Annotated in this window: 9 protein-coding genes; 2 read left to right on the top strand and 7 right to left on the bottom strand. The window is 64.6% G+C overall.

Going from position 1 to position 18,472, the window contains the following annotated elements; translation table 11 throughout:
* Window positions 1-16 precede the first annotated feature (16 nt).
* The 3 genes from SFA35_RS23820 to putA form a co-directional block, all read right to left on the bottom strand.
* Entirely contained in the window at window positions 17-1,051 is a 1,035-nt protein-coding gene (locus SFA35_RS23820; RefSeq protein ID WP_320573338.1) for a trans-3-hydroxy-L-proline dehydratase, read from the bottom strand.
* Between the two features lie 99 nt (window positions 1,052-1,150).
* The gene (locus SFA35_RS23815) at window positions 1,151-2,953 is read right to left on the bottom strand and encodes an acyl-CoA dehydrogenase (RefSeq protein WP_320573336.1); all 1,803 of its coding nucleotides are present in this window, start codon (window positions 2,951-2,953) and stop codon (window positions 1,151-1,153) included.
* A 134-nt stretch (window positions 2,954-3,087) separates the two neighbouring features.
* A complete protein-coding gene (gene putA, locus SFA35_RS23810; RefSeq protein WP_320573334.1) occupies window positions 3,088-7,041 on the bottom strand; it encodes a trifunctional transcriptional regulator/proline dehydrogenase/L-glutamate gamma-semialdehyde dehydrogenase in 3,954 nt (1,317 codons plus the stop codon).
* A gap of 351 nt (window positions 7,042-7,392) precedes the next feature.
* Between putA and putP the strand changes: the two genes are divergently transcribed.
* Window positions 7,393-8,880, top strand: coding sequence for a sodium/proline symporter PutP (putP, locus tag SFA35_RS23805; RefSeq protein ID WP_320573331.1), 1,488 nt, complete (start codon window positions 7,393-7,395; stop codon window positions 8,878-8,880).
* A 74-nt stretch (window positions 8,881-8,954) separates the two neighbouring features.
* A complete protein-coding gene (locus SFA35_RS23800; protein WP_320573328.1) occupies window positions 8,955-9,794 on the top strand; it encodes a 23S rRNA (adenine(2030)-N(6))-methyltransferase RlmJ in 840 nt (279 codons plus the stop codon).
* 15 nt (window positions 9,795-9,809) lie between these two features.
* Here SFA35_RS23800 and msrA read toward each other — a convergent pair whose 3' ends face one another.
* The 4 genes from msrA to aceE all read right to left on the bottom strand — a co-directional run bounded on the left by msrA (window position 9,810) and on the right by aceE (window position 18,176).
* Complete coding sequence (gene msrA / locus SFA35_RS23795; protein WP_320573325.1) at window positions 9,810-10,463, bottom strand: peptide-methionine (S)-S-oxide reductase MsrA; 654 nt, start codon at window positions 10,461-10,463, stop codon at window positions 9,810-9,812.
* A 57-nt stretch (window positions 10,464-10,520) separates the two neighbouring features.
* Window positions 10,521-13,211: a putative bifunctional diguanylate cyclase/phosphodiesterase gene (locus SFA35_RS23790; RefSeq protein WP_320573323.1), complete on the bottom strand. Its 2,691-nt coding sequence runs from the start codon at window positions 13,209-13,211 to the stop codon at window positions 10,521-10,523.
* A gap of 349 nt (window positions 13,212-13,560) precedes the next feature.
* Window positions 13,561-15,519 (bottom strand): dihydrolipoyllysine-residue acetyltransferase, encoded by a 1,959-nt coding sequence (gene aceF / locus SFA35_RS23785; RefSeq protein WP_320573321.1) that lies wholly within the window; start codon window positions 15,517-15,519, stop codon window positions 13,561-13,563.
* An 11-nt stretch (window positions 15,520-15,530) separates the two neighbouring features.
* Window positions 15,531-18,176 carry a pyruvate dehydrogenase (acetyl-transferring), homodimeric type gene (aceE, locus tag SFA35_RS23780; protein WP_320573319.1) on the bottom strand — a complete coding sequence of 882 codons (2,646 nt, stop codon included), beginning with the start codon at window positions 18,174-18,176 and terminating at the stop codon, window positions 15,531-15,533.
* Window positions 18,177-18,472 lie beyond the last annotated feature (296 nt).

Below are 18,472 nucleotides of genomic sequence, written 5' to 3'. Positions count from 1 at the left end.
CGATGCCGCTGCAGGCTCAGCGACCTTCGAGCGGCCAGGTGTCGGCCAGCCGGTAGCCGGCAGGAAACGGGTCGCTGGGGTCGAGCGTGTGCTGGTGGGTACCGGTGATCCAGGCCTGCCCGGAAATGATCGGGCTGATACCCGGGCGTTCGCCGACCATGAGCTCGGAGTCGATGTGGCATTCGAACTCGGTGCCGAGGATCGAGCGGCCGATGAAGCGCTCGCCGACTTTCATCTGCCCTTTGGCCAGCAATACCGCCATACGCGCCGAGCAGCCCGTGCCACAAGGCGAGCGGTCGAGCTTGCCGGGGCGGATGGCGACGGCGTTGGTGGCGCCGAGCACGCCCTTGTGCAACGCCACCGGCTCGGCGATCTGGCAGAAGGAAATGTGGTTCCAGTCCGGGTTGAGCGGGTGGCTGAAGCCCAGCTGTTCGTTGGCGGCCTGGGTAATCTTCACCCCGTATTCGGCGATGTCGCGGGCCTCGTCCGGGGTGATCGCAAAACCCAGCCGGCGCGCGTCGGCGATCACGAAGCTGTCGCCACCGTAAGCGGTGTCGACCACCAGGGTGCCGATGCCGGGGACTTCCAGATGGGCATCGAGCTTGTCGGCGAAGGACGGCAGGTTGCGCACGCTGATGCGCTCGGCCTTGCCGTCACGGCAGGTGGCAACCACCTCGATCAGGCCGCCTGGTGGCTCGAGGAACAGGCGGGTCACGGGTTCGACCATGGGGATGATGCCGGTTTCAAGCAGCACCGTGGCCACGCACATGGAGTTGGAGCCGGACATCGGCGGTGTGTCGCAAGGCTCCATGACGATCCAGCCCATCTGCGCCTTTGGATGCTTGGGCGGCACCAGCAGATTGACATGGCGGAACACGCCGCCGCGCGGTTCATTGAGCACGAAATTGCGCAGGCTCTGATCGGTCTCGATGAAGCGGCGTTGCTCCCAAATGGTCTCGCCGGGCGGCGGTGCGACGCCGCCGACGATGACGTCGCCGACCTCGCCGGCCGCGTGACAGCTGACCACGTGAATGACTTTCGATGACCGCATGGGGGAGGCTCCGGCTGGCGAGGCGCGGCACCTGTGGCCGCGCGAGAGCCCTAAAGTAGTAGCCGCCGGGACCGCTCGCAATCCGGGAAGTGTCTCAAATTACAGCCATTGCGGGCGGGTACCGAGACACACGTCATCACGCGCTTCCAGCAGGGCCAGGTCGTGATGACAGGCGGGTACTTCCCAGGTCAGGAAATAGCGCGCTGCCTGCAGCTTGCCGCGATAGAACGCCTCATCCGCCGGGTCGTTGCGTGCCAGCCCCTGCTCGGCGTGAATGGCCTGCTCCAGCCAGCGCCAGCCGATTACCGTATGGCCGAACACCTTCAGGTAAAGCGCCGAGTTGGCCAGGGCAGTGGTGACCTGGCCCTGGCCGAGGTCGCCGAGCAAGCCCAGGGTGACCTTCTGCAAGGCGTTGAGCAGCCGCTCGAGGGCCGTGCGCAGGGCTGCCAGCCCGGCGAACGGCAGCGAGCGCTGGCAGGTCTCGCTGATCGCCCGCACCAGCAACTTGAGCCCGGCGCCGCCGTGCTGGGCCAGCTTGCGCCCGAGCAGGTCGAGGGACTGGATGCCGTGGGTGCCTTCATGGATGGGGTTCAGGCGATTGTCGCGGTAGTACTGCTCGACGATGTGGTCGCGGGTATAACCATGGCCGCCGAGGACCTGGATCGCCAGCTCGTTGGCCTTGAGGCAGAACTCCGAAGGCCAGGACTTGACCACCGGGGTCAGCAGGTCGAGCAGCTGCTGGGCCTGCTGGCGAGCCTCGGGGGTCGCCCCGGTGTGGGTGTCGTCGAACAGCCGCGCGGCATACAGCGCCAGGTCGAAGGCGCCTTCGACATAAGCTTTCTGGGTCAGCAGCATGCGTCGCACGTCACTGTGCTCGATGATCGCGACCGCTGGCGTGGCCGGGTTCTTGCTGTCTGCCGCACGCCCCTGCGGGCGCTGGCGGGCATAGTCCAGCGAGTACAGATAGCCGGCGTAGCCGAGCATCACCGCGCCGAGGCCGACGCCGATACGGGCTTCGTTCATCATCTGGAACATGCAGGCCAGGCCTTGGTGCGGCTGGCCCAGCAGGTAGCCGACGCACTGCCCGTTATCGCCAAAGTTGAGCGCGGTGGAGGTGGTCCCGCGCCAGCCCATCTTGTGGAACAGCCCGGCCAGCAGCACGTCGTTGCGTGGGCCGAGGCTGGCGTCGTCGTTGACCAGGAACTTGGGCACGATGAACAGCGAGATGCCCTTGACCCCCGGCGGTGCATCCGGCAGCCGGGCCAGCACCAGGTGCACGATATTTTCGGCCAGCGCATGATCGCCGCCGGAGATGAAGATCTTGTTGCCGCGCAGGCGATAGCTGCCATCGTCAGCGGGTTCGGCGCGGGTGCGGATGTCGGCCAGCGACGAGCCAGCCTGGGGCTCGGTCAGGGCCATGGTGCCGAAGAAGCGCCCTTCGATCATCGGCTGCAGGAAGCGCCGCTTCTGCTCTTCACTGCCAAAACTTTCGATCAGGTTGGCAGCGCCCATGGTCAGGAACGGGTAGGCGGTGGTGCCGACGTTGGCGGCCTGGAAGTGCGCGAAACAGGCTTGGGACAGCAGGGTCGGCAGCTGCATGCCACCGTCGGCGAAGTCGCGCGCGGCGTTGTGAAAACCGGCGGCCAGGAAGGCATCGACGGCCGGCTTGACCTCGGGGATCAGCACGGCCTGGCCATCCTCGAAGCGCGGCTCGTTTTCGTCGGCCTTGCGGTTGTGCGGGGCGAACAGCTTTTCGGCGATGCTGCGGGCGGTGTCGATCGCGGCGTCGAAGGTCTCGCGGCTGTGCTCGGTGAAGCGCTCGCGCTGGGTCAAGGCTTGGGCGTCGAGTACTTCATAGAGTTCGAAGGCCAGGTTGCGCGGGCAGAGCAAGGTCTCGGGCATGGCGGCGATTCCATCGGGAAAGCGGCCAGTGTGAGAGGCGGGGGCAGGGTTTGCCCAGCATGATAAATGCGCGTGATGGCGGGGAATCGAGGGCTGCCCCCTCCCTGGCGGGCGGGGGCAGCCCTCGAATTTTTTCAGCCGATGGTCATCAGGCTCGCGTTGCCGCCGGCGGCCGCCGTGTTGACGCTCAGCGCGCGTTCGATCACCAGGCGCTCCAGGGCGATGCTGGTCTCGCCCTGGGACAGGCCCTGAACCCCGACGATCGCGCCACTGCGCTGGGCGACCTGCTGGCATACCGCACGCAGCTGGTCGGAGTCGCCGTGGTGCAGCACCGCGTCGATGGCCACCTCGTCCCTGCTCCAGTCACCGACCAGCTTGATGCGCGCTTGCACCTCCTTGGGCAGGCGGTTGCGCAGGGTCTTGCCGAGTTCGCCATCGAGCCATACGGCGCTGCTGCCCACGGCCAGCACGGCGGCCAGTTGCGTCAGCAGGTCGGCCTCGACCTCGGCCAGGCACAGCACGTGCTCGCGCGGCAGGATCGAGTAGCTGTTGCGCTCGCCAGTGGGGCCGGTCAGCAGGCGGCTGGTGCCGCTCTGCGACTGCCGGGCGAACTGCTGGCAGGTCAGCACCAGGTCCGGCTGTTGATTACCCTGGGCCCAGGCCTGCAGCGCCTGCAGCGGCTTGGCCATGGCGTCGCGCAGGCGCACGTCCGGCGGGTTGCCGGCGTCGTTGCGGGTGAAGGCGTTGCCGATACCGTCGGCTGGGCAGGTCGACAGCAGGCGATACAGGTACAGCGGGCCACCGGCTTTCGGGCCGGTCCCGGACAGGCCTTCACCGCCGAAGGGTTGCACACCGACCACGGCGCCGACGATGTTGCGGTTGACGTAGACGTTGCCGGCGTTGACGTTGTCGATGACCTTGGCGATGGTCTCGTCGATGCGCGTGTGCACGCCCAGGGTCAAGCCGTAGCCGGAGGCGTTGATCTGCTCGATCAGTTGGTCCAGCTCGCGGCGCTTGTAGCGCACCACGTGCAGCACCGGGCCGAAGATCTCGCGTTGCAGTTCGTCGAAGCTTTCCAGCTCGATCAGGGTCGGCATGACGAAGGTGCCGCGCTTGATTTCCTCGCCGTCGGCGATGGCCATCTGGTAGACGCTGCGGCCTTTGTCGCGCATCCCCTGGATGTGCTTGTCGATGCCGGCCTTGGCTTGGGCGTCGATCACCGGGCCGATGTCCACGCTCAGACGCTCGGGGTTGCCCAGGCGCGCTTCGGCCATGGCGCCCTTGAGCATTTCGATCACCCGGTCGGCCGAGTCTTCCTGCAGGCACAGGACGCGCAGCGCCGAGCAGCGCTGGCCGGCACTGTCGAAGGCCGAGGAGACGACGTCGATCACCACCTGCTCGGTGAGCGCCGAGGAGTCGACGATCATCGCGTTCTGCCCGCCGGTTTCGGCGATCAGCGGAATCGGCCGGCCCATGGCGTCGAGGCGCCCGGCGATATTGCGCTGGAGCATGCGCGCCACTTCGGTGGAGCCTGTGAACATCACGCCCTTGACCCGCTCGTCGGCGACCAGACGGGCACCCACGGTTTCGCCGCGCCCGGGCAGCAGTTGCACCACACCGGCTGGGATGCCAGCTTCGAGCAGCAGGCGCACGGCCTGCGCCGCCACCAACGGGGTCTGTTCGGCGGGCTTGGCCAGCACCGGGTTGCCGGCGGCGAGGGCGGCAGCGACCTGGCCGCTGAAGATCGCCAGCGGGAAGTTCCACGGGCTGATGCACACCACAGGACCCAGCGGGCGATGGGCGTCGTTGCTGAAGTCATTGCGCGCCTGCACCGCGTAGTAGCGCAGGAAGTCCACGGCTTCGCGCACTTCGGCGATGGCGTTGGCGAAGGTCTTGCCGGCTTCGCGGGCCAGCAGGCCCATCAGCGGCTGGATCTCGGCTTCCATCAGGTCGGCGGCGCGCTCGAGGATAGCGGCACGTTCGGCCGGCGGCGTGGCCTGCCAGATCGGCCCGGCGCTCAGGGCGCTGAGGATGGCCTGGTCGACGTCCTCGACGGTCGCTTCCTGGACATGGCCGACCACGTCGCGCAGGTCCGACGGGTTGAGGACCGCTTGCGCGGTGCCTTCGCTGACAGTGCAGCCGAGCATCGGCGCGGCTTTCCAGTCGTTGTGCGCAGTCGCCAGCAGTGCCGAGGAGAGTGACCCCAGGCGGTGTTCGTTGGCCAGGTCGATACCGGCCGAGTTGGCCCGCTCGGGGCCATACAGGTCGCGCGGCAATGGGATGCGCGGGTGCGGCAGGCCGAAATTGCCTTCCTGGGTGGCCATCTTCTCGATGGTGGCTACCGGATCGGCTACCAGCTCCTGGATGGAAATGGACTGGTCGGCGATACGGTTGACGAACGAGGTATTGGCGCCGTTTTCCAGCAGGCGGCGGACCAGGTAGGCCAGCAGCGTTTCATGGGTACCGACCGGGGCATAGACCCGGCACGGGCGGTTCAGCTTGCCGTCGGCCACCTTGCCCACCACCTGCTCGTACAGCGGTTCGCCCATGCCGTGCAGGCACTGGAACTCGTACTGGCCGGGGTAATAGTTCTGGCCGGCGATGTGGTAGATGGCAGCCAGCGTGTGGGCGTTGTGGGTGGCGAACTGCGGGTAGATGACTTCCGGCACCGACAGCAGCTTGCGTGCGCAGGCGATGTAGGAAACGTCGGTGTACACCTTGCGGGTGTAGACCGGGTAGCCCTCCAGGCCCTCGACCTGGGCGCGCTTGATTTCGCTGTCCCAGTAGGCGCCCTTGACCAGGCGGATCATCAGGCGGTGGCGGCTGCGCCGGGCCAGGTCGATGACGTAGTCGATCACGTACGGGCAGCGCTTCTGGTAGGCCTGGATGACGAAGCCGATGCCGTTCCAGCCGGTCAGCTGCGGCTCGAAACACAGGCGCTCGAGCAGGTCCAGGGACAGCTCCAGGCGGTCGGCTTCCTCGGCATCGATGTTAAGACCGATGTCGTACTGCTTGGCCAGCAGGGTCAGGGACAGCAGGCGCGGGTACAGTTCGTTCATCACCCGCTCGTATTGCGCGCGGCTGTAGCGCGGGTGCAGCGCCGACAGCTTGATCGAGATGCCCGGGCCTTCATAGATGCCGCGGCCGTGGGAAGCCTTGCCGATGGAGTGGATGGCCTGCTCGTAGGAGGCCAGGTATTTCTGCGCATCGTGCTCGGTGAGGGCGGCTTCGCCGAGCATGTCATAGGAGTAGCGAAAGCCCTTGGCTTCGAACTTGCTGGCGTTGGCCAGGGCTTCGGCGATGGTTTCGCCGGTGACGAACTGCTCGCCCATCAGGCGCATGGCCATGTCGACGCCCTTGCGGATCATCGGTTCGCCGCTCTTGCCGATGATGCGGCTGAGGGATGAGGTCAGGCCGGTTTCGTTGTGCGTGGAGACCAGCCTGCCGGTCAGCAGCAGGCCCCAGGTGGCGGCGTTGACGAACAGCGACGGACTGTTGCCCAGGTGCGGCTGCCAGTTGCCGGTGCTGATCTTGTCGCGGATCAGCGCGTCACGGGTGCCTTTGTCGGGGATGCGCAGCAACGCTTCGGCCAGGCACATCAGCGCCACGCCCTCCTGCGAGCTCAGGGAGAACTCCTGCAGCAGGCCCTGGACGATGCCGGCGCGGCCGCCCGCGCTCTTCTGGTTGCGCAGTTTTTCGGCGATACCGGCCGCCAGCTTGTGGGTCGCTTCAGCCATGGCTGCCGGCAGGCGCGCCTGCTCCAGCAGCATCGGTACCACCTCCTGCTCGGGGCGGCGGTAGGCGCCGGTGATGGCGGCACGCAGCACCGATTGCGGCAGGATGCTCTCGGCGAACTCGAGAAAGCATTGATGAGCCGGGTCGGCGAGGATCTCGCCGATTTCCTCGGCGCTCTTGTCGCCGTGGCCGTTGAGTTCGGACAAGGTGGCGCCACCTTCGAGCTTCTCCAGGTAATTGAAGATTGCCTGTTTGATCAGCCAGTGCGGCGTGCGGTCGATCGAGGTCGCGGCCGCTTTCAGTCGCTCGCGGGTCGGGTCGTCAAGTTTGACCCCAAGGGTGGTCGTCGCCAATTTCTTATCCTCATCCAGGCCACTCGAACGGGTGGCATCAACTGAGGCGAAGATTATCCCTGGGAAGGGTTGGGTGCAACCAGGTGCAACCGTATTTTCGTGAATATTTCCTGTGCGGTAGTTTCCAGTATTGGCAATAGGAAAAGTCTGCTCTTTGCTGGTGCGATGCCCTGTATTTCCTGAAGATTTGCGCCATTTTGTTTCTGTAATGTTTTGTCTCAGAAACCCCATGTGCCGGGGCAACCGTTGGCCTGTTTCAGGTTGCACCGTAAACCACCGTACTCATAGCATGCCCCGCCTTGGTGCAACCGTATCCATCGGTCACAACAATATTGCAGGGGCTCTTTTTCTATGTCTGCCAGCTTACCGACCTTGGTCACCTTCGTGATCTACCTTGTCCTCATGGTGATGATCGGGTTGTACGCCTATCGCTCCACCAATAACCTTTCCGACTACATTCTCGGCGGCCGCCGTCTGGGCAGTGTGGTCACCGCCCTGTCGGCCGGCGCCTCGGACATGAGCGGCTGGCTGCTCATGGGCCTGCCGGGCGCCATGTACCTGTCTGGGCTGTCCGAAGGCTGGATCGCCGTCGGCCTGATCGCCGGCGCCTACCTCAACTGGCGGCTGGTGGCCGGGCGGCTGCGGGTGCAGACCGAGCACAATGGCGACGCCCAGACCCTGCCGGACTACCTGACCCATCGCTTCGAAGACCACAGCGGCGTGTTGCGGGTGATCTCGGCGGTGGTCATCCTGGTGTTCTTCACCATCTATTGCGCCTCGGGCATCGTTGCCGGCGCACGCCTGTTCGAAGGCACCTTTGGCATGTCCTACAGCACCGCCCTGTGGGCCGGAGCGGCAGCGACCATCGCCTACACCTTCATTGGCGGCTTCCTGGCGGTGAGCTGGACCGACACGGTGCAGGCCACGCTGGTGATCTTCGCTCTGATTCTCACGCCGGTGATGGTGGTGCTTGCCACCGGTGGCCTGGATGTCAGCCTGCTGGCCATCGCAGAGGTGCAACCCGAACATTTCGACGTGCTGAAGAACACCACCTTCATCGGCATCGTCTCGCTGCTGGGCTGGGGCCTTGGCTATTTCGGCCAGCCGCATATCCTGACCCGCTTCATGGCCGCCGACTCGGTCAAGTCGATCACCAGGGCCCGGCGTATTTCCATGAGCTGGATGATCCTGTGCCTGGTCGGCACCTGCGCCGTGGGCTTCTTCGGCGTCGCCTACTTTGCGGTGGTGCCGCAGGTCGAGGTGCAGTCCCTGGGCAATCACGAGCAGGTGTTCATCGAGCTGGCCAAGCTGTTGTTCAACCCCTGGATCGCCGGCGTGGTGCTGTCCGCCATTCTCGCAGCGGTCATGAGCACCCTCAGTACCCAACTGCTGGTGTGTTCCAGCGCCCTGACTCAGGACCTGTACAAGGTCTTCCTGCACAAGACCGCCAGCCAGACCGTGCTGGTCTGGGTCGGGCGGATCATGGTCCTGGGCGTAGCGCTGGTGGCCATCGCCATCGCCTCCGACCCTCGCAACCGGGTGCTGAGCCTGGTCAGCTATGCGTGGGCCGGTTTTGGCGCGGCCTTCGGCCCGGTGATCCTGCTGTCGGTGCTGTGGAAGGGCATGAGCCGCGACGGCGCCCTGACGGGTATCCTGGTCGGCGCCTTGACGGTGCTGATCTGGAAGCAGTTCGCCTTCTTCGGTCTGTACGAAATCATCCCCGGCTTCGTCTTCGCCACCTTCGCCATCGTGACGGTCAGCCGTAACGGCCGCGGCCCTTCGGCAGCCATGCTCAGCCGCTTCGAGCAGGCCGAGCTCAGCTACCAGGCCGAGCGCTGAGTGGCCTTCCGACGCGCTGGCCTTTGGCTGGCGCTTCGGGGCAAGGTAAACTCCCGGGCCTTGCAGGAGTTGCCATGAACTATCGTCACGCCTTCCATGCCGGCAACCATGCCGACGTGTTCAAACATATCGTCCTGACCCGTCTGATTGCGCTGATGTCGCGCAAGGAGCAGCCCTTCGCCTATCTCGACACCCACGCGGGCCTCGGGCTCTACGACTTGCGTGGCGACCAGGCGAGCCGCACCGGTGAGTGGTTGCAAGGGGTCGCCCGGCTCTGGGAGGCCAGTGAGCGGCCTGCGCTGGTAGATGATTACCTGCGGGTGTTGAACCGCATGAACCCGGACGGCGAGCTGCGCTACTACCCGGGCTCGCCGGAGCTGTCGCGGCGCCTGATGCGCCAGCAGGACCGGGTGCTGCTCAACGAAAAGCATCCCCAGGATGGCCAGATGCTCAAGGACAACATGAAGAAGGATCCGCGCGTCGCCGTGCACCTGGGCGAGGGCTGGCATGTGCCGCGTGCTCTGCTGCCGGTGCCGGAGAAGCGCGCACTGATGCTGATCGACCCGCCGTTCGAGCAGCTCGACGAGCTGCAGCGTTGCGCCAAGGCCTTGAAGGAAGCGATCGGGCGCATGCGCCAGACCGTGGTCGCCATCTGGTACCCGATCAAGGACCCCCGTGCGCTGCGGCGCTTCTACCAGGACCTGGCCGGCAGCGGCGCGCCCAAGCTGTTGCGCGTGGAGCTGCTGGTGCACCCGGTGGATACCCCCGCCTCGCTGAACGGCTCCGGCCTGGCCATCGCCAACCCGCCGTGGGGGCTGGAAGATGAGCTGCGCGAGCTGCTGCCATGGCTGGCCCAGCTGCTGGGCCAGACTCGCGGTGGCTGGACATTGGACTGGTTGATCGCCGAGGCCTGAGCAGGGGGCGCGGGATCAGAAGCTCGCAGGCAGGCAAACCCCCGTCCCACCCAGGCCGCAATAACCCTGAGGGTTCTTCGCCAGGTACTGCTGATGGTATGCCTCGGCATAGTAGAAGGTCGGGGCCAGCTGAATCTCGGTGGTGATCGAGCCCAGGCCGGCCTTGTTCAGTTCGGCCTGGAACACTTCCTGGCTGGCCAGTGCGGCATGCAGTTGCGCTTCGCTGGTGCAGTAGATCACCGAACGATACTGGGTGCCGATGTCGCCGCCCTGGCGCATGCCCTGGGTCGGGTTGTGGGCTTCCCAGAACACCTTCAGCAGCGCGTCGTAGGAGGTCTGCTGCGGGTCGAACACCACCAGCACGACCTCGCTGTGGCCGGTCAGGCCCGAGCAGGTTTCTTCGTAGGTGGGGTTGGCGGTGAAGCCGCCGGCATAGCCGACCGCCGTGGTGTAGACGCCAGGTTGCTGCCACAGCCGTCGTTCGGCGCCCCAGAAGCAGCCCAGGCCGAAGATGGCCTGCTCGAGGCCCTCGGGGAAGGGGCCGGTCAGTGGCTGGCCGTTGACGAAGTGCTGGTCGGGCACGGACATGGCGGTTTCGCGACCAGGCAAGGCCTGTTCGGCGGTGGGCAGTACATTTTTGTTCACTAGGATTTCCGAGCGCAGGGCCATGAGAAAGCTCTCAAATGGGCATGAAGAGCCACATTTTGCCCTAGAGTCGCCCGGCTGTCAGGCGTCGCTTGCGCGCGGGTAGCGGCGCAGGCGCTCGATCAGTTCCTGGCTGGGGATTGGCCGGTCGAACAGGTAGCCCTGGCCGACGTCGCAGCGATGGCGGCGCAGGAACGCCAGCTGGGCCGGGGTTTCGATGCCCTCGGCAACCACCTTGAGCTTGAGGTTGTGGGCCATGGCGATCACCGCCGAGGTGATTTCCATGTCGTCCTGGTTGTCCGGGATCTCGTGGATGAAGCTGCGATCGATCTTGATGATGTCGATCGGGAATTTCTTCAGGTAGCTGAGTGAGGAGTAGCCGGTGCCGAAGTCGTCCATGGCCAGGGTCAGGCCCAGGGCCTTGAGCTGATCGAGCTGGCGATGGGTGTCTTCGGTGGCTTCCAGCAGCAGCCCTTCGGTCAGCTCCAGTTCCAGCAGCTGCGGGTCGAGGTCTTCTTCCTTGAGGATGTTCTCCAGCGACGAGACCAGGTCCGGGTCGGAAAACTGCTTGGGCGACAGGTTGATGGCCACCTGCAGGTTGCCCAGGCCGGCGGCGCTCAGCGCCTTGCTCATGCGGCAGGCCTGGCGCGCCACCCATTTGCCGATCGGAATGATCAAGCCGGTCTCTTCGGCCACGCTGATGAACTGGTCCGGGCGGATCATGCCTTTTTCCGGGTGGTTCCAGCGCAGCAGCGCCTCCATGCCCAGCAGCCGCCCGGTCTTGAGGCACAGCTTGGGCTGGTAGAACACTTCCAGTTCGTTCTGGGTCAGGGCGCGGCGCAGGTTGTTTTCCACGAACAGCTTGTAACTGGCCTCGGCGTTGAGCGCTTCGGTGAACACCTGCACCTGATGCTTGCCGTTGGCCTTGGCCTTGTGCAGGGCCAGGCCGGCGTTCTTCATCAGGGTTTGCGGGTCGCGGCCATGCAGCGGCGCGCAGGCCAGGCCGACGGAACCGGTGACGTTGATCAACTGGTTGTCGACGAACATCGGCTTGTCGAGGGTCTTGAGCACCTGAATAGCGATCTGCTGGCCGGTCTCCAGGTCGGTTTCGTCGAGCAAGACGGCAAATTCGTTGCTGGCAAAGCGCGCCAGGCTGCCGCTGGGGCTCAGGCTGTTGCGCAGGCGCCGGGCCAGGCTGATCAGCAGTTTGTCCCCGGTCTGGTGGCCAAGGCTGTCGTTGATCCGCTTGAAGTTGTCGATGTCCACCAGCAGCAGGCTGATCGGCGTGTCGCTGTCGCGGGCGAAGCGCTCGTCGAGATTGCGGATGAACGCCGGGCGGTTGCCCAGGCTGGTCAGGTTGTCGGTGTAGGCCAGGCGCTCGATGCGCTGCTGGGCCAGCTTGCTCTGGGTGATATCTTCGTAGATGCCGATGTAGTGGGTCAGTTCGCGATCATCACCGAACACCTTGGAAATCGACAGCTGACCCCAGTAGGGTTCGAGGTTCTTGCGCCGGCTCCTGAATTCGCCCTGCCAGCTGTTGCTGCTGGCCAGGCTCGAGGGCGCATCGAACAGCAGTTCGCTGAGGTTCTCCAGGGCCGGCAGTTCGGACAGCCGATGGCCGTGGACTTCCTCGGGGTTGTACTGGGTAATGGCAGTGAAGCTGGGGTTGACGTATTCCACGATGCCTTCGCGGTTGACCAGCAGAAAGGCGTTGGCGCTTTGCTCCACCGCGCGCTGGAACAGGTGCAGGGCGCTGGTGGCGGTACGCCGGTTGTGGTTGTTGATGACCTGGGCGAACTGGTCGGCCAGTTCGCCGGCGAAGGCGATTTCGTCGGCCTGCCAGGCCCGCGAGGCGCCGTGCTGCTCCAGGCAGAGCACGCCCACCACCTGGCCGTCGACGCGGATGCTGGCGTCGAGAATGGCAATGATGTCCCGGGCCCGCAGGCTGGCGGCCATCTCGCGGGTGCGCGGGTCGCCACTGGCATCGTCGACATTGATCGCCCGACTGGTGTGCAGGGCTTCCAGGTAATTGGGGTAGAGCCCGGCGTCGATCGACGCCACTTGGCGATGGGCCGACTCGGCACGGTAGAACGCGGTGATCGGCAGCAGCTGCTGGCCTTCGAGGTTCCACAGGCTGGCGCAGTCGATGGAATAGATTTCGCAGGCGCTGCGGGTGATCAGCTCGGCCGCTTCGAGCAGCGGGTTGTTGGTCTGGTAGCGCTGGCGCGCCAGGCGCAGGATCAATGCCTGCTGCGCGCGCACCCGTTCCAGGTGCTGCAATTGCTCCTGCTGGGCTAACTGGTTCAGGTCCAGCGCGGCCTGCAGGCGGTTGTTCTGGGTTTCCAGGTCGAGGGCCGCCGGGCTGGCGCCGCTGACCTGGGGGTCGTCCACCAGCAGGTAGCCGCGCAGCAACTGGCGGTTGTGCTGCTTGTAGGGTTCGCCGATTTCCAGCAGATGCTGTGGCCCTTGCGCGGTGTGCAGGGTGTAGCGGATGCGATAGTTGGCGCCTTCGGCCAGCTGCTGCTGGATGGAGTCGTGCAACTGGTAGCGCGCCTCGGGCTCCATCAGGCTGGCGTAGGGCGAGCCGATCAGCGAGCACAGCTCGGAGGCAGCCAGGCCGAAATGCCGTTCGCAGTTGGGGTCGAGGAACAGCAGCGCCCAGTTCGCCTCGTTCAGCCGCTCGAAACGAAGCATACCGAGCCGCGAGGGCACCGGTAACTGCGTCACGACCTCGGCCACCATACGGCTGGCGGCATCCGGTTGGCTTTTCATGGGGAGCTCACTTAAGGGAGTGCTGTTCGCCCATGTTCGACGGACGGAGCGGGCGCTTGCGGTAAGGTTGCATCAAGCGCGACGGGCTGACAAGCGATACAGTGGCGCCTTGCCTCTATGTTATCGGCGATTTCCGGAAAATCTTCAGTTTCTGTGCGAAAGCGCCCAATTTAGTGGCGTTTTTCCAAGACTGGCCGGGGCTTGCGCGACATAGCTCGAACGCATATCACCACATTCGCCAGGCCAGAGCGGCAATCCCAGGCATAAAAAAGCCCCGCTTGCGCGAGGCTGATTCGGGCGTGACTCCCGACGCATTACGTGGCCCCGGCACGGATGCCGGGGCCGAGGGTTACAGCAGCAGGGTGCGGATGTCACCCAGCAGGTCACTCAGGCGCTTGGTGAAGCGCGCGGCGGCGGCGCCGTTGATCACGCGGTGATCATAGGACAGCGACAGCGGCAGCATCAGCTTGGGCTGGAAGGCCTTGCCGTCCCAGACCGGCTGGATGGTGGCCTTGGACACGCCGAGGATCGCCACTTCCGGCGCGTTGACGATCGGCGTGAAGCCGGTGCCGCCAATGTGCCCGAGGCTGGAGATGGTGAAGCAGGCGCCTTGCATCTCGTCGGACGAGAGCTTCTTGGTGCGCGCTTTTTCCGCCAGGGCAGCGGCTTCGGCAGCCAGTTGCAGCAGGCTCTTCTGGTCGACGTTCTTGATCACAGGTACCAGCAGGCCATCCGGGGTGTCCACGGCGAAGCCGACGTTGACGTACTTCTTGCGGATGATCGCCTTGCCGCTAGGTGCCAGTGAGCTGTTGAAGTCCGGCAGTTCCTTGAGCAGGTGGGCGCAGGCCTTGAGCAGCAGCGGCAACACGGTCAGCTTGACCCCGGCTTTCTCGGCCACGGCCTTCTGCGCGACGCGGAAAGCTTCCAGCTCGGTGATGTCGGCCTGGTCGAACTGGGTCACGTGGGGCACGTTGAGCCAGCTGCGGTGCAGGTTGGCAGCACCGACCTGCATCAGGCGGGTCATCGGAACTTCTTCGATTTCACCGAAACGGCTGAAATCGACGACCGGGATCGGCGGGATGCCAGCCCCACCGGTTGCGCCAGCGGCGGCAGCGGGCGCTTCCTTGGCCTTGTTCATCATGGCCTTGACGTAGGCCTGCACGTCTTCCTTGAGGATACGACCGTGCGGGCCGCTGGCGCCGACGGCGCTCAGCTCTACACCAAACTCGCGGGCCAGCTGGCGCACGGCCGGGCCAGCATGCACCTTGGCGCCGGACGCGGCGGAGGGAGCAGCAGCAGGCGCCTGCTCCTTGGCCAGGGCGGCAGCCGGAGCCGCTGCGGCTTGCGCCGGAGCAGCTGCGGCCGCTGCTGGAGCTGGCGCGGCGGCAGGTGCCGCGCCCTTGACCTTGAGCTTGAGGATCAGGTCGCCGGTACCGACTTCGTCGTCCAGCTTGATGCTCACACTCTCGACCACGCCGGCAGCAGGAGACGGGATCTCCATGCTGGCCTTGTCCGATTCCAGGGTGATCAGCGACTGGTCGGCTTCGACGCTGTCGCCGGCCTTGACCATCACTTCGATGATCTTGGCCTTGCCAGCCGATCCGATGTCCGGCACATGGATGTCCTGCACGCTGTCGGCTGCCGGGGCCGCGGCCGCGGCCGGCGCGGCGGCTGCTGGAGCGGCTGCGGGTGCAGCTGCCGGAGCGGCGGCCTGGGCAGGGGCAGCCGGGGCTGCGCCTTGCACCTTGAGCTTGAGGATCAGGTCGCCGGTGCCGACTTCGTCGTTGAGCTTGACGCTGATGCTTTCGACCACGCCGGCTGCAGGAGAGGGAATCTCCATGCTGGCCTTGTCCGACTCCAGGGTGATCAGGGATTGGTCGGCCTCGACGCTGTCGCCGACCTTGACCGAGATCTCGATGATCTGGGCCTTGCCCGACGAGCCGATGTCCGGTACGTGGATGTCCTGGCTCGAAGCGGCGGCGGCTGGAGCGGCTGCCGGAGCAGGCGCTGCGGCAGCTTTCTCTTCGATCTTCGGCGCTGCCGCTGGCTCGGCCTTCGGCGCCGCCTCGGTGGCACCTTCGACTTCCAGCTCGAGCAGTTCGTCGCCTTCTTTCAGGCGATCGCCCAGCTTGACCTTGATGCTCTTGATCACGCCCGCCTTGGGGGCCGGCACTTCCATGCTGGCCTTGTCCGATTCGAGCGTCAGCAGGCTCTGCTCGGCTTCGATGCGATCGCCGACCTTGACCAGCAATTCAATGACTTCACCTTCACCGCTGCCGATGTCAGGTACGCGAATGAGTTCGCTCACGAAAGTTCTCCTCAGCAGTCCAGTGGGTTGCGTTTGTCGGGGTCGATACCGAACTTGACGATGGCCTCGGCCACCACCTTGGGTTCGATGTCGCCACGATCGGCAAGGGCTTCCAGGGCTGCCAGCACAACGAAGTGGCGGTCGACTTCAAAGAAGTGACGCAGCTTCTTGCGGCTGTCGCTACGGCCGAAACCGTCGGTGCCCAACACCTTGAACTCCTTGGAAGGAACCCACTGGCGGATCTGCTCGGCGAAGATCTTCATGTAGTCGGTGGAGGCGATGACCGGACCTTTGCGGCCGCTCAGGCACTCTTCGACGTAGGTGGTCTGCGGCTTCTGGCCTGGGTGCAGGCGGTTGAAGCGTTCCACGGCCAGGCCGTCGCGACGCAGTTCGTTGAAGCTGGTGACGCTCCACACATCGGCGCCGATGTTGAACTGCTCGCGCAGGATGATCGCCGCCTCGCGCACTTCGCGCAGGATGGTGCCCGAGCCCAGCAGCTGGACGTGGTGCGCCGCTTCCTTCTTGTCTTCCTCGAGCAGGTACATGCCCTTGATGATGCCTTCCTCGGCGCCGGCCGGCAGGGCAGGCTGGGTGTAGGCTTCGTTCATCACGGTGATGTAGTAGAAGATGTCCTGCTGCTCTTCGGTCATCTTCTTCATGCCGTCCTGGATGATCACCGCCAGCTCGTAGCCGTAGGTCGGATCATAGGTGCGGCAGTTCGGGATGGTCCCGGCGAGGATGTGGCTGTGGCCGTCCTCGTGCTGCAGGCCTTCACCGTTGAGAGTGGTACGCCCGGCGGTGCCGCCGATCAGGAAGCCGCGGGTGCGGCTGTCGCCAGCGGCCCAGGCCAGGTCGCCGATACGCTGGAAGCCGAACATCGAGTAGAAGATGTAGAACGGCAGCATCGGCTGGTTGTGGTTGCTGTACGAGGTACCGGCAGCGATGAACGACGACATGGCGCCCGCTTCGTTGATGCCTTCCTCGAGGATCTGACCCTTCTTGTCCTCGCGGTAGAACATCACCTGGTCTTTGTCGACAGGCTCGTAGAGCTGGCCGACCGAGGAGTAGATGCCCAGTTGGCGGAACATGCCTTCCATACCGAAAGTACGGGCTTCGTCCGGGATGATCGGGACGATGCGGTGGCCGATTTCCTTGTCCTTGACCAGTTGCGACAGGATGCGCACGAAAGCCATGGTGGTGGAGATTTCACGGTCGCCCGAGCCATCGAGGATGGCCTTGAGGGTTTCCAGCGGCGGGGTCGGCACGCTGAAGCTCTTGGCGCGGCGCTGCGGCACGAAACCGCCCAGGGCCTGGCGACGCTCGGCCAGGTAGCGGGCCTCGGCGCTGCCTTCTTCAGGCTTGAAGAATGGCAGGTTCTCGAGGTCGGCATCCTTGACCGGGATGTCGAAGCGGTCGCGGAATTTGCGCAGGCTGTCGACGTCGACCTTCTTGGTGTTGTGCGCGGTGTTTTTCGCTTCGCCGGCACCGGTGCCATAACCCTTGATGGTCTTGGCCAGGATCACGGTCGGCTGATGCTTGTGGTTGACCGCCTGGTGATAGGCCGCGTAGACCTTGTACGGGTCATGACCACCACGGTTGAGCTTCCAGATCTCGTCGTCGGTCAGGTCGGCGACCATGGCCTTGAGTTCCGGCGAGTTGAAGAAGTGCTCACGGACGAACGCGCCGTCCTTGGCCTTGTAGTTCTGGTACTCGCCGTCGATGACTTCGTCCATGCGGCGCTGCAGGATGCCGTCGACGTCCTTGGCCAGCAGTGGGTCCCAGAAACGGCCCCAGACCACCTTGTTGACGTTCCAGCCACCGCCACGGAACACGCCTTCGAGTTCCTGGATGATCTTCGCGTTGCCGCGCACCGGGCCGTCGAGGCGCTGCAGGTTGCAGTTGATGACGAAGATCAGGTTGTCGAGCTTCTCGCGGCCTGCCAGCGAGATCGCGCCCAGGGATTCCGGCTCGTCGCACTCGCCGTCGCCCATGAAGCACCAGATCTTTTGCTTGCCGGCAGGAATGTAGCCGCGGCTTTCCAGGTACTTCATGAAACGCGCCTGGTAGATCGCCTGGATCGGCCCCAGACCCATGGAAACGGTCGGGAACTGCCAGAAGTCAGGCATCAGCCAGGGGTGTGGGTAGGACGACAGGCCCTTGCCATCGACTTCCTGGCGGAAGTTGTTCATCTGGTCTTCGCTGATACGGCCTTCCATGAAGGCGCGTGCGTAGACGCCAGGCGAAGCGTGGCCCTGGAAGTAGATCAGGTCGCCGCCATGCTCGTCGGTCGGAGCCTGGAAGAAATAGTTGAAGCCGATGTCGTACAGCGTCGCGCTGGAGGCGAAGCTGGAAATGTGACCACCCAGATCCGAATCTTTCAGATTGGTGCGCATCACCATGGCCAGGGCGTTCCAGCGCACCAGCGAGCGAATGCGGCGTTCCATGAACAGGTCGCCGGGCATGCGTGCTTCGTGGGTGACGGGAATCGTGTTGCGGTATGGCGTGGTGATGGCATACGGCAGCTGGGAACCGCTACGGGTTGCCAGTTCGCCCATACGGGTCATCAGATAGTGAGCGCGGTCTTCGCCTTCTTTGTCGAGAACCGACTCCAGGGCGTCCAGCCATTCCTGGGTTTCGACGGGATCGAGGTCTTGCATGGCTTGCTCCAGGGCGGAAAGGCTTCCAGAATCGAAGCCTGAGTTTGCGACTGGCCTTGTGGGCAGACGATATTGAATTCTTGGATTGCCGGGGTTGGCTCAGGTCGAGCCGTTCTGACGGCGTGTAGTTTTACTACAAATCGATGGCCATTTCATATTCCTGCTTGATGGCAGCAGTAGTAAAACTACAGGGTAGCGATACCCCGTGTCCTGTCAGTTTGTGAAAAAAATCGATACTGCGGGTTAAAACTAAATCATCAAAGGCTGACTTGTGATGCTTTCTGCCAGAATCCTTT

The organism is Pseudomonas sp. HR96, assembly GCF_034059295.1.
Lineage (GTDB): Bacteria > Pseudomonadota > Gammaproteobacteria > Pseudomonadales > Pseudomonadaceae > Aquipseudomonas.
The sequence above is the reverse complement of the archived record's forward strand: the minus strand, read 5'-3'. Positions and strand labels throughout refer to the sequence as shown.

Excerpts from the sequence above, each read along its gene's own strand:
- msrA (WP_320573325.1), bottom strand. The coding sequence starts at position 10,463 with ATGGCCCTGCGCTCGGAAATCCTAGTGAACAAAAATGTACTGCCCACC.
- aceE (WP_320573319.1), bottom strand. The coding sequence starts at position 18,176 with ATGCAAGACCTCGATCCCGTCGAAACCCAGGAATGGCTGGACGCCCTG.
- putP (WP_320573331.1), top strand. The coding sequence starts at position 7,393 with ATGTCTGCCAGCTTACCGACCTTGGTCACCTTCGTGATCTACCTTGTC.
- SFA35_RS23790 (WP_320573323.1), bottom strand. The coding sequence starts at position 13,211 with ATGAAAAGCCAACCGGATGCCGCCAGCCGTATGGTGGCCGAGGTCGTG.
- SFA35_RS23820 (WP_320573338.1), bottom strand. The coding sequence starts at position 1,051 with ATGCGGTCATCGAAAGTCATTCACGTGGTCAGCTGTCACGCGGCCGGC.
- SFA35_RS23815 (WP_320573336.1), bottom strand. The coding sequence starts at position 2,953 with ATGCCCGAGACCTTGCTCTGCCCGCGCAACCTGGCCTTCGAACTCTAT.
- SFA35_RS23800 (WP_320573328.1), top strand. The coding sequence starts at position 8,955 with ATGAACTATCGTCACGCCTTCCATGCCGGCAACCATGCCGACGTGTTC.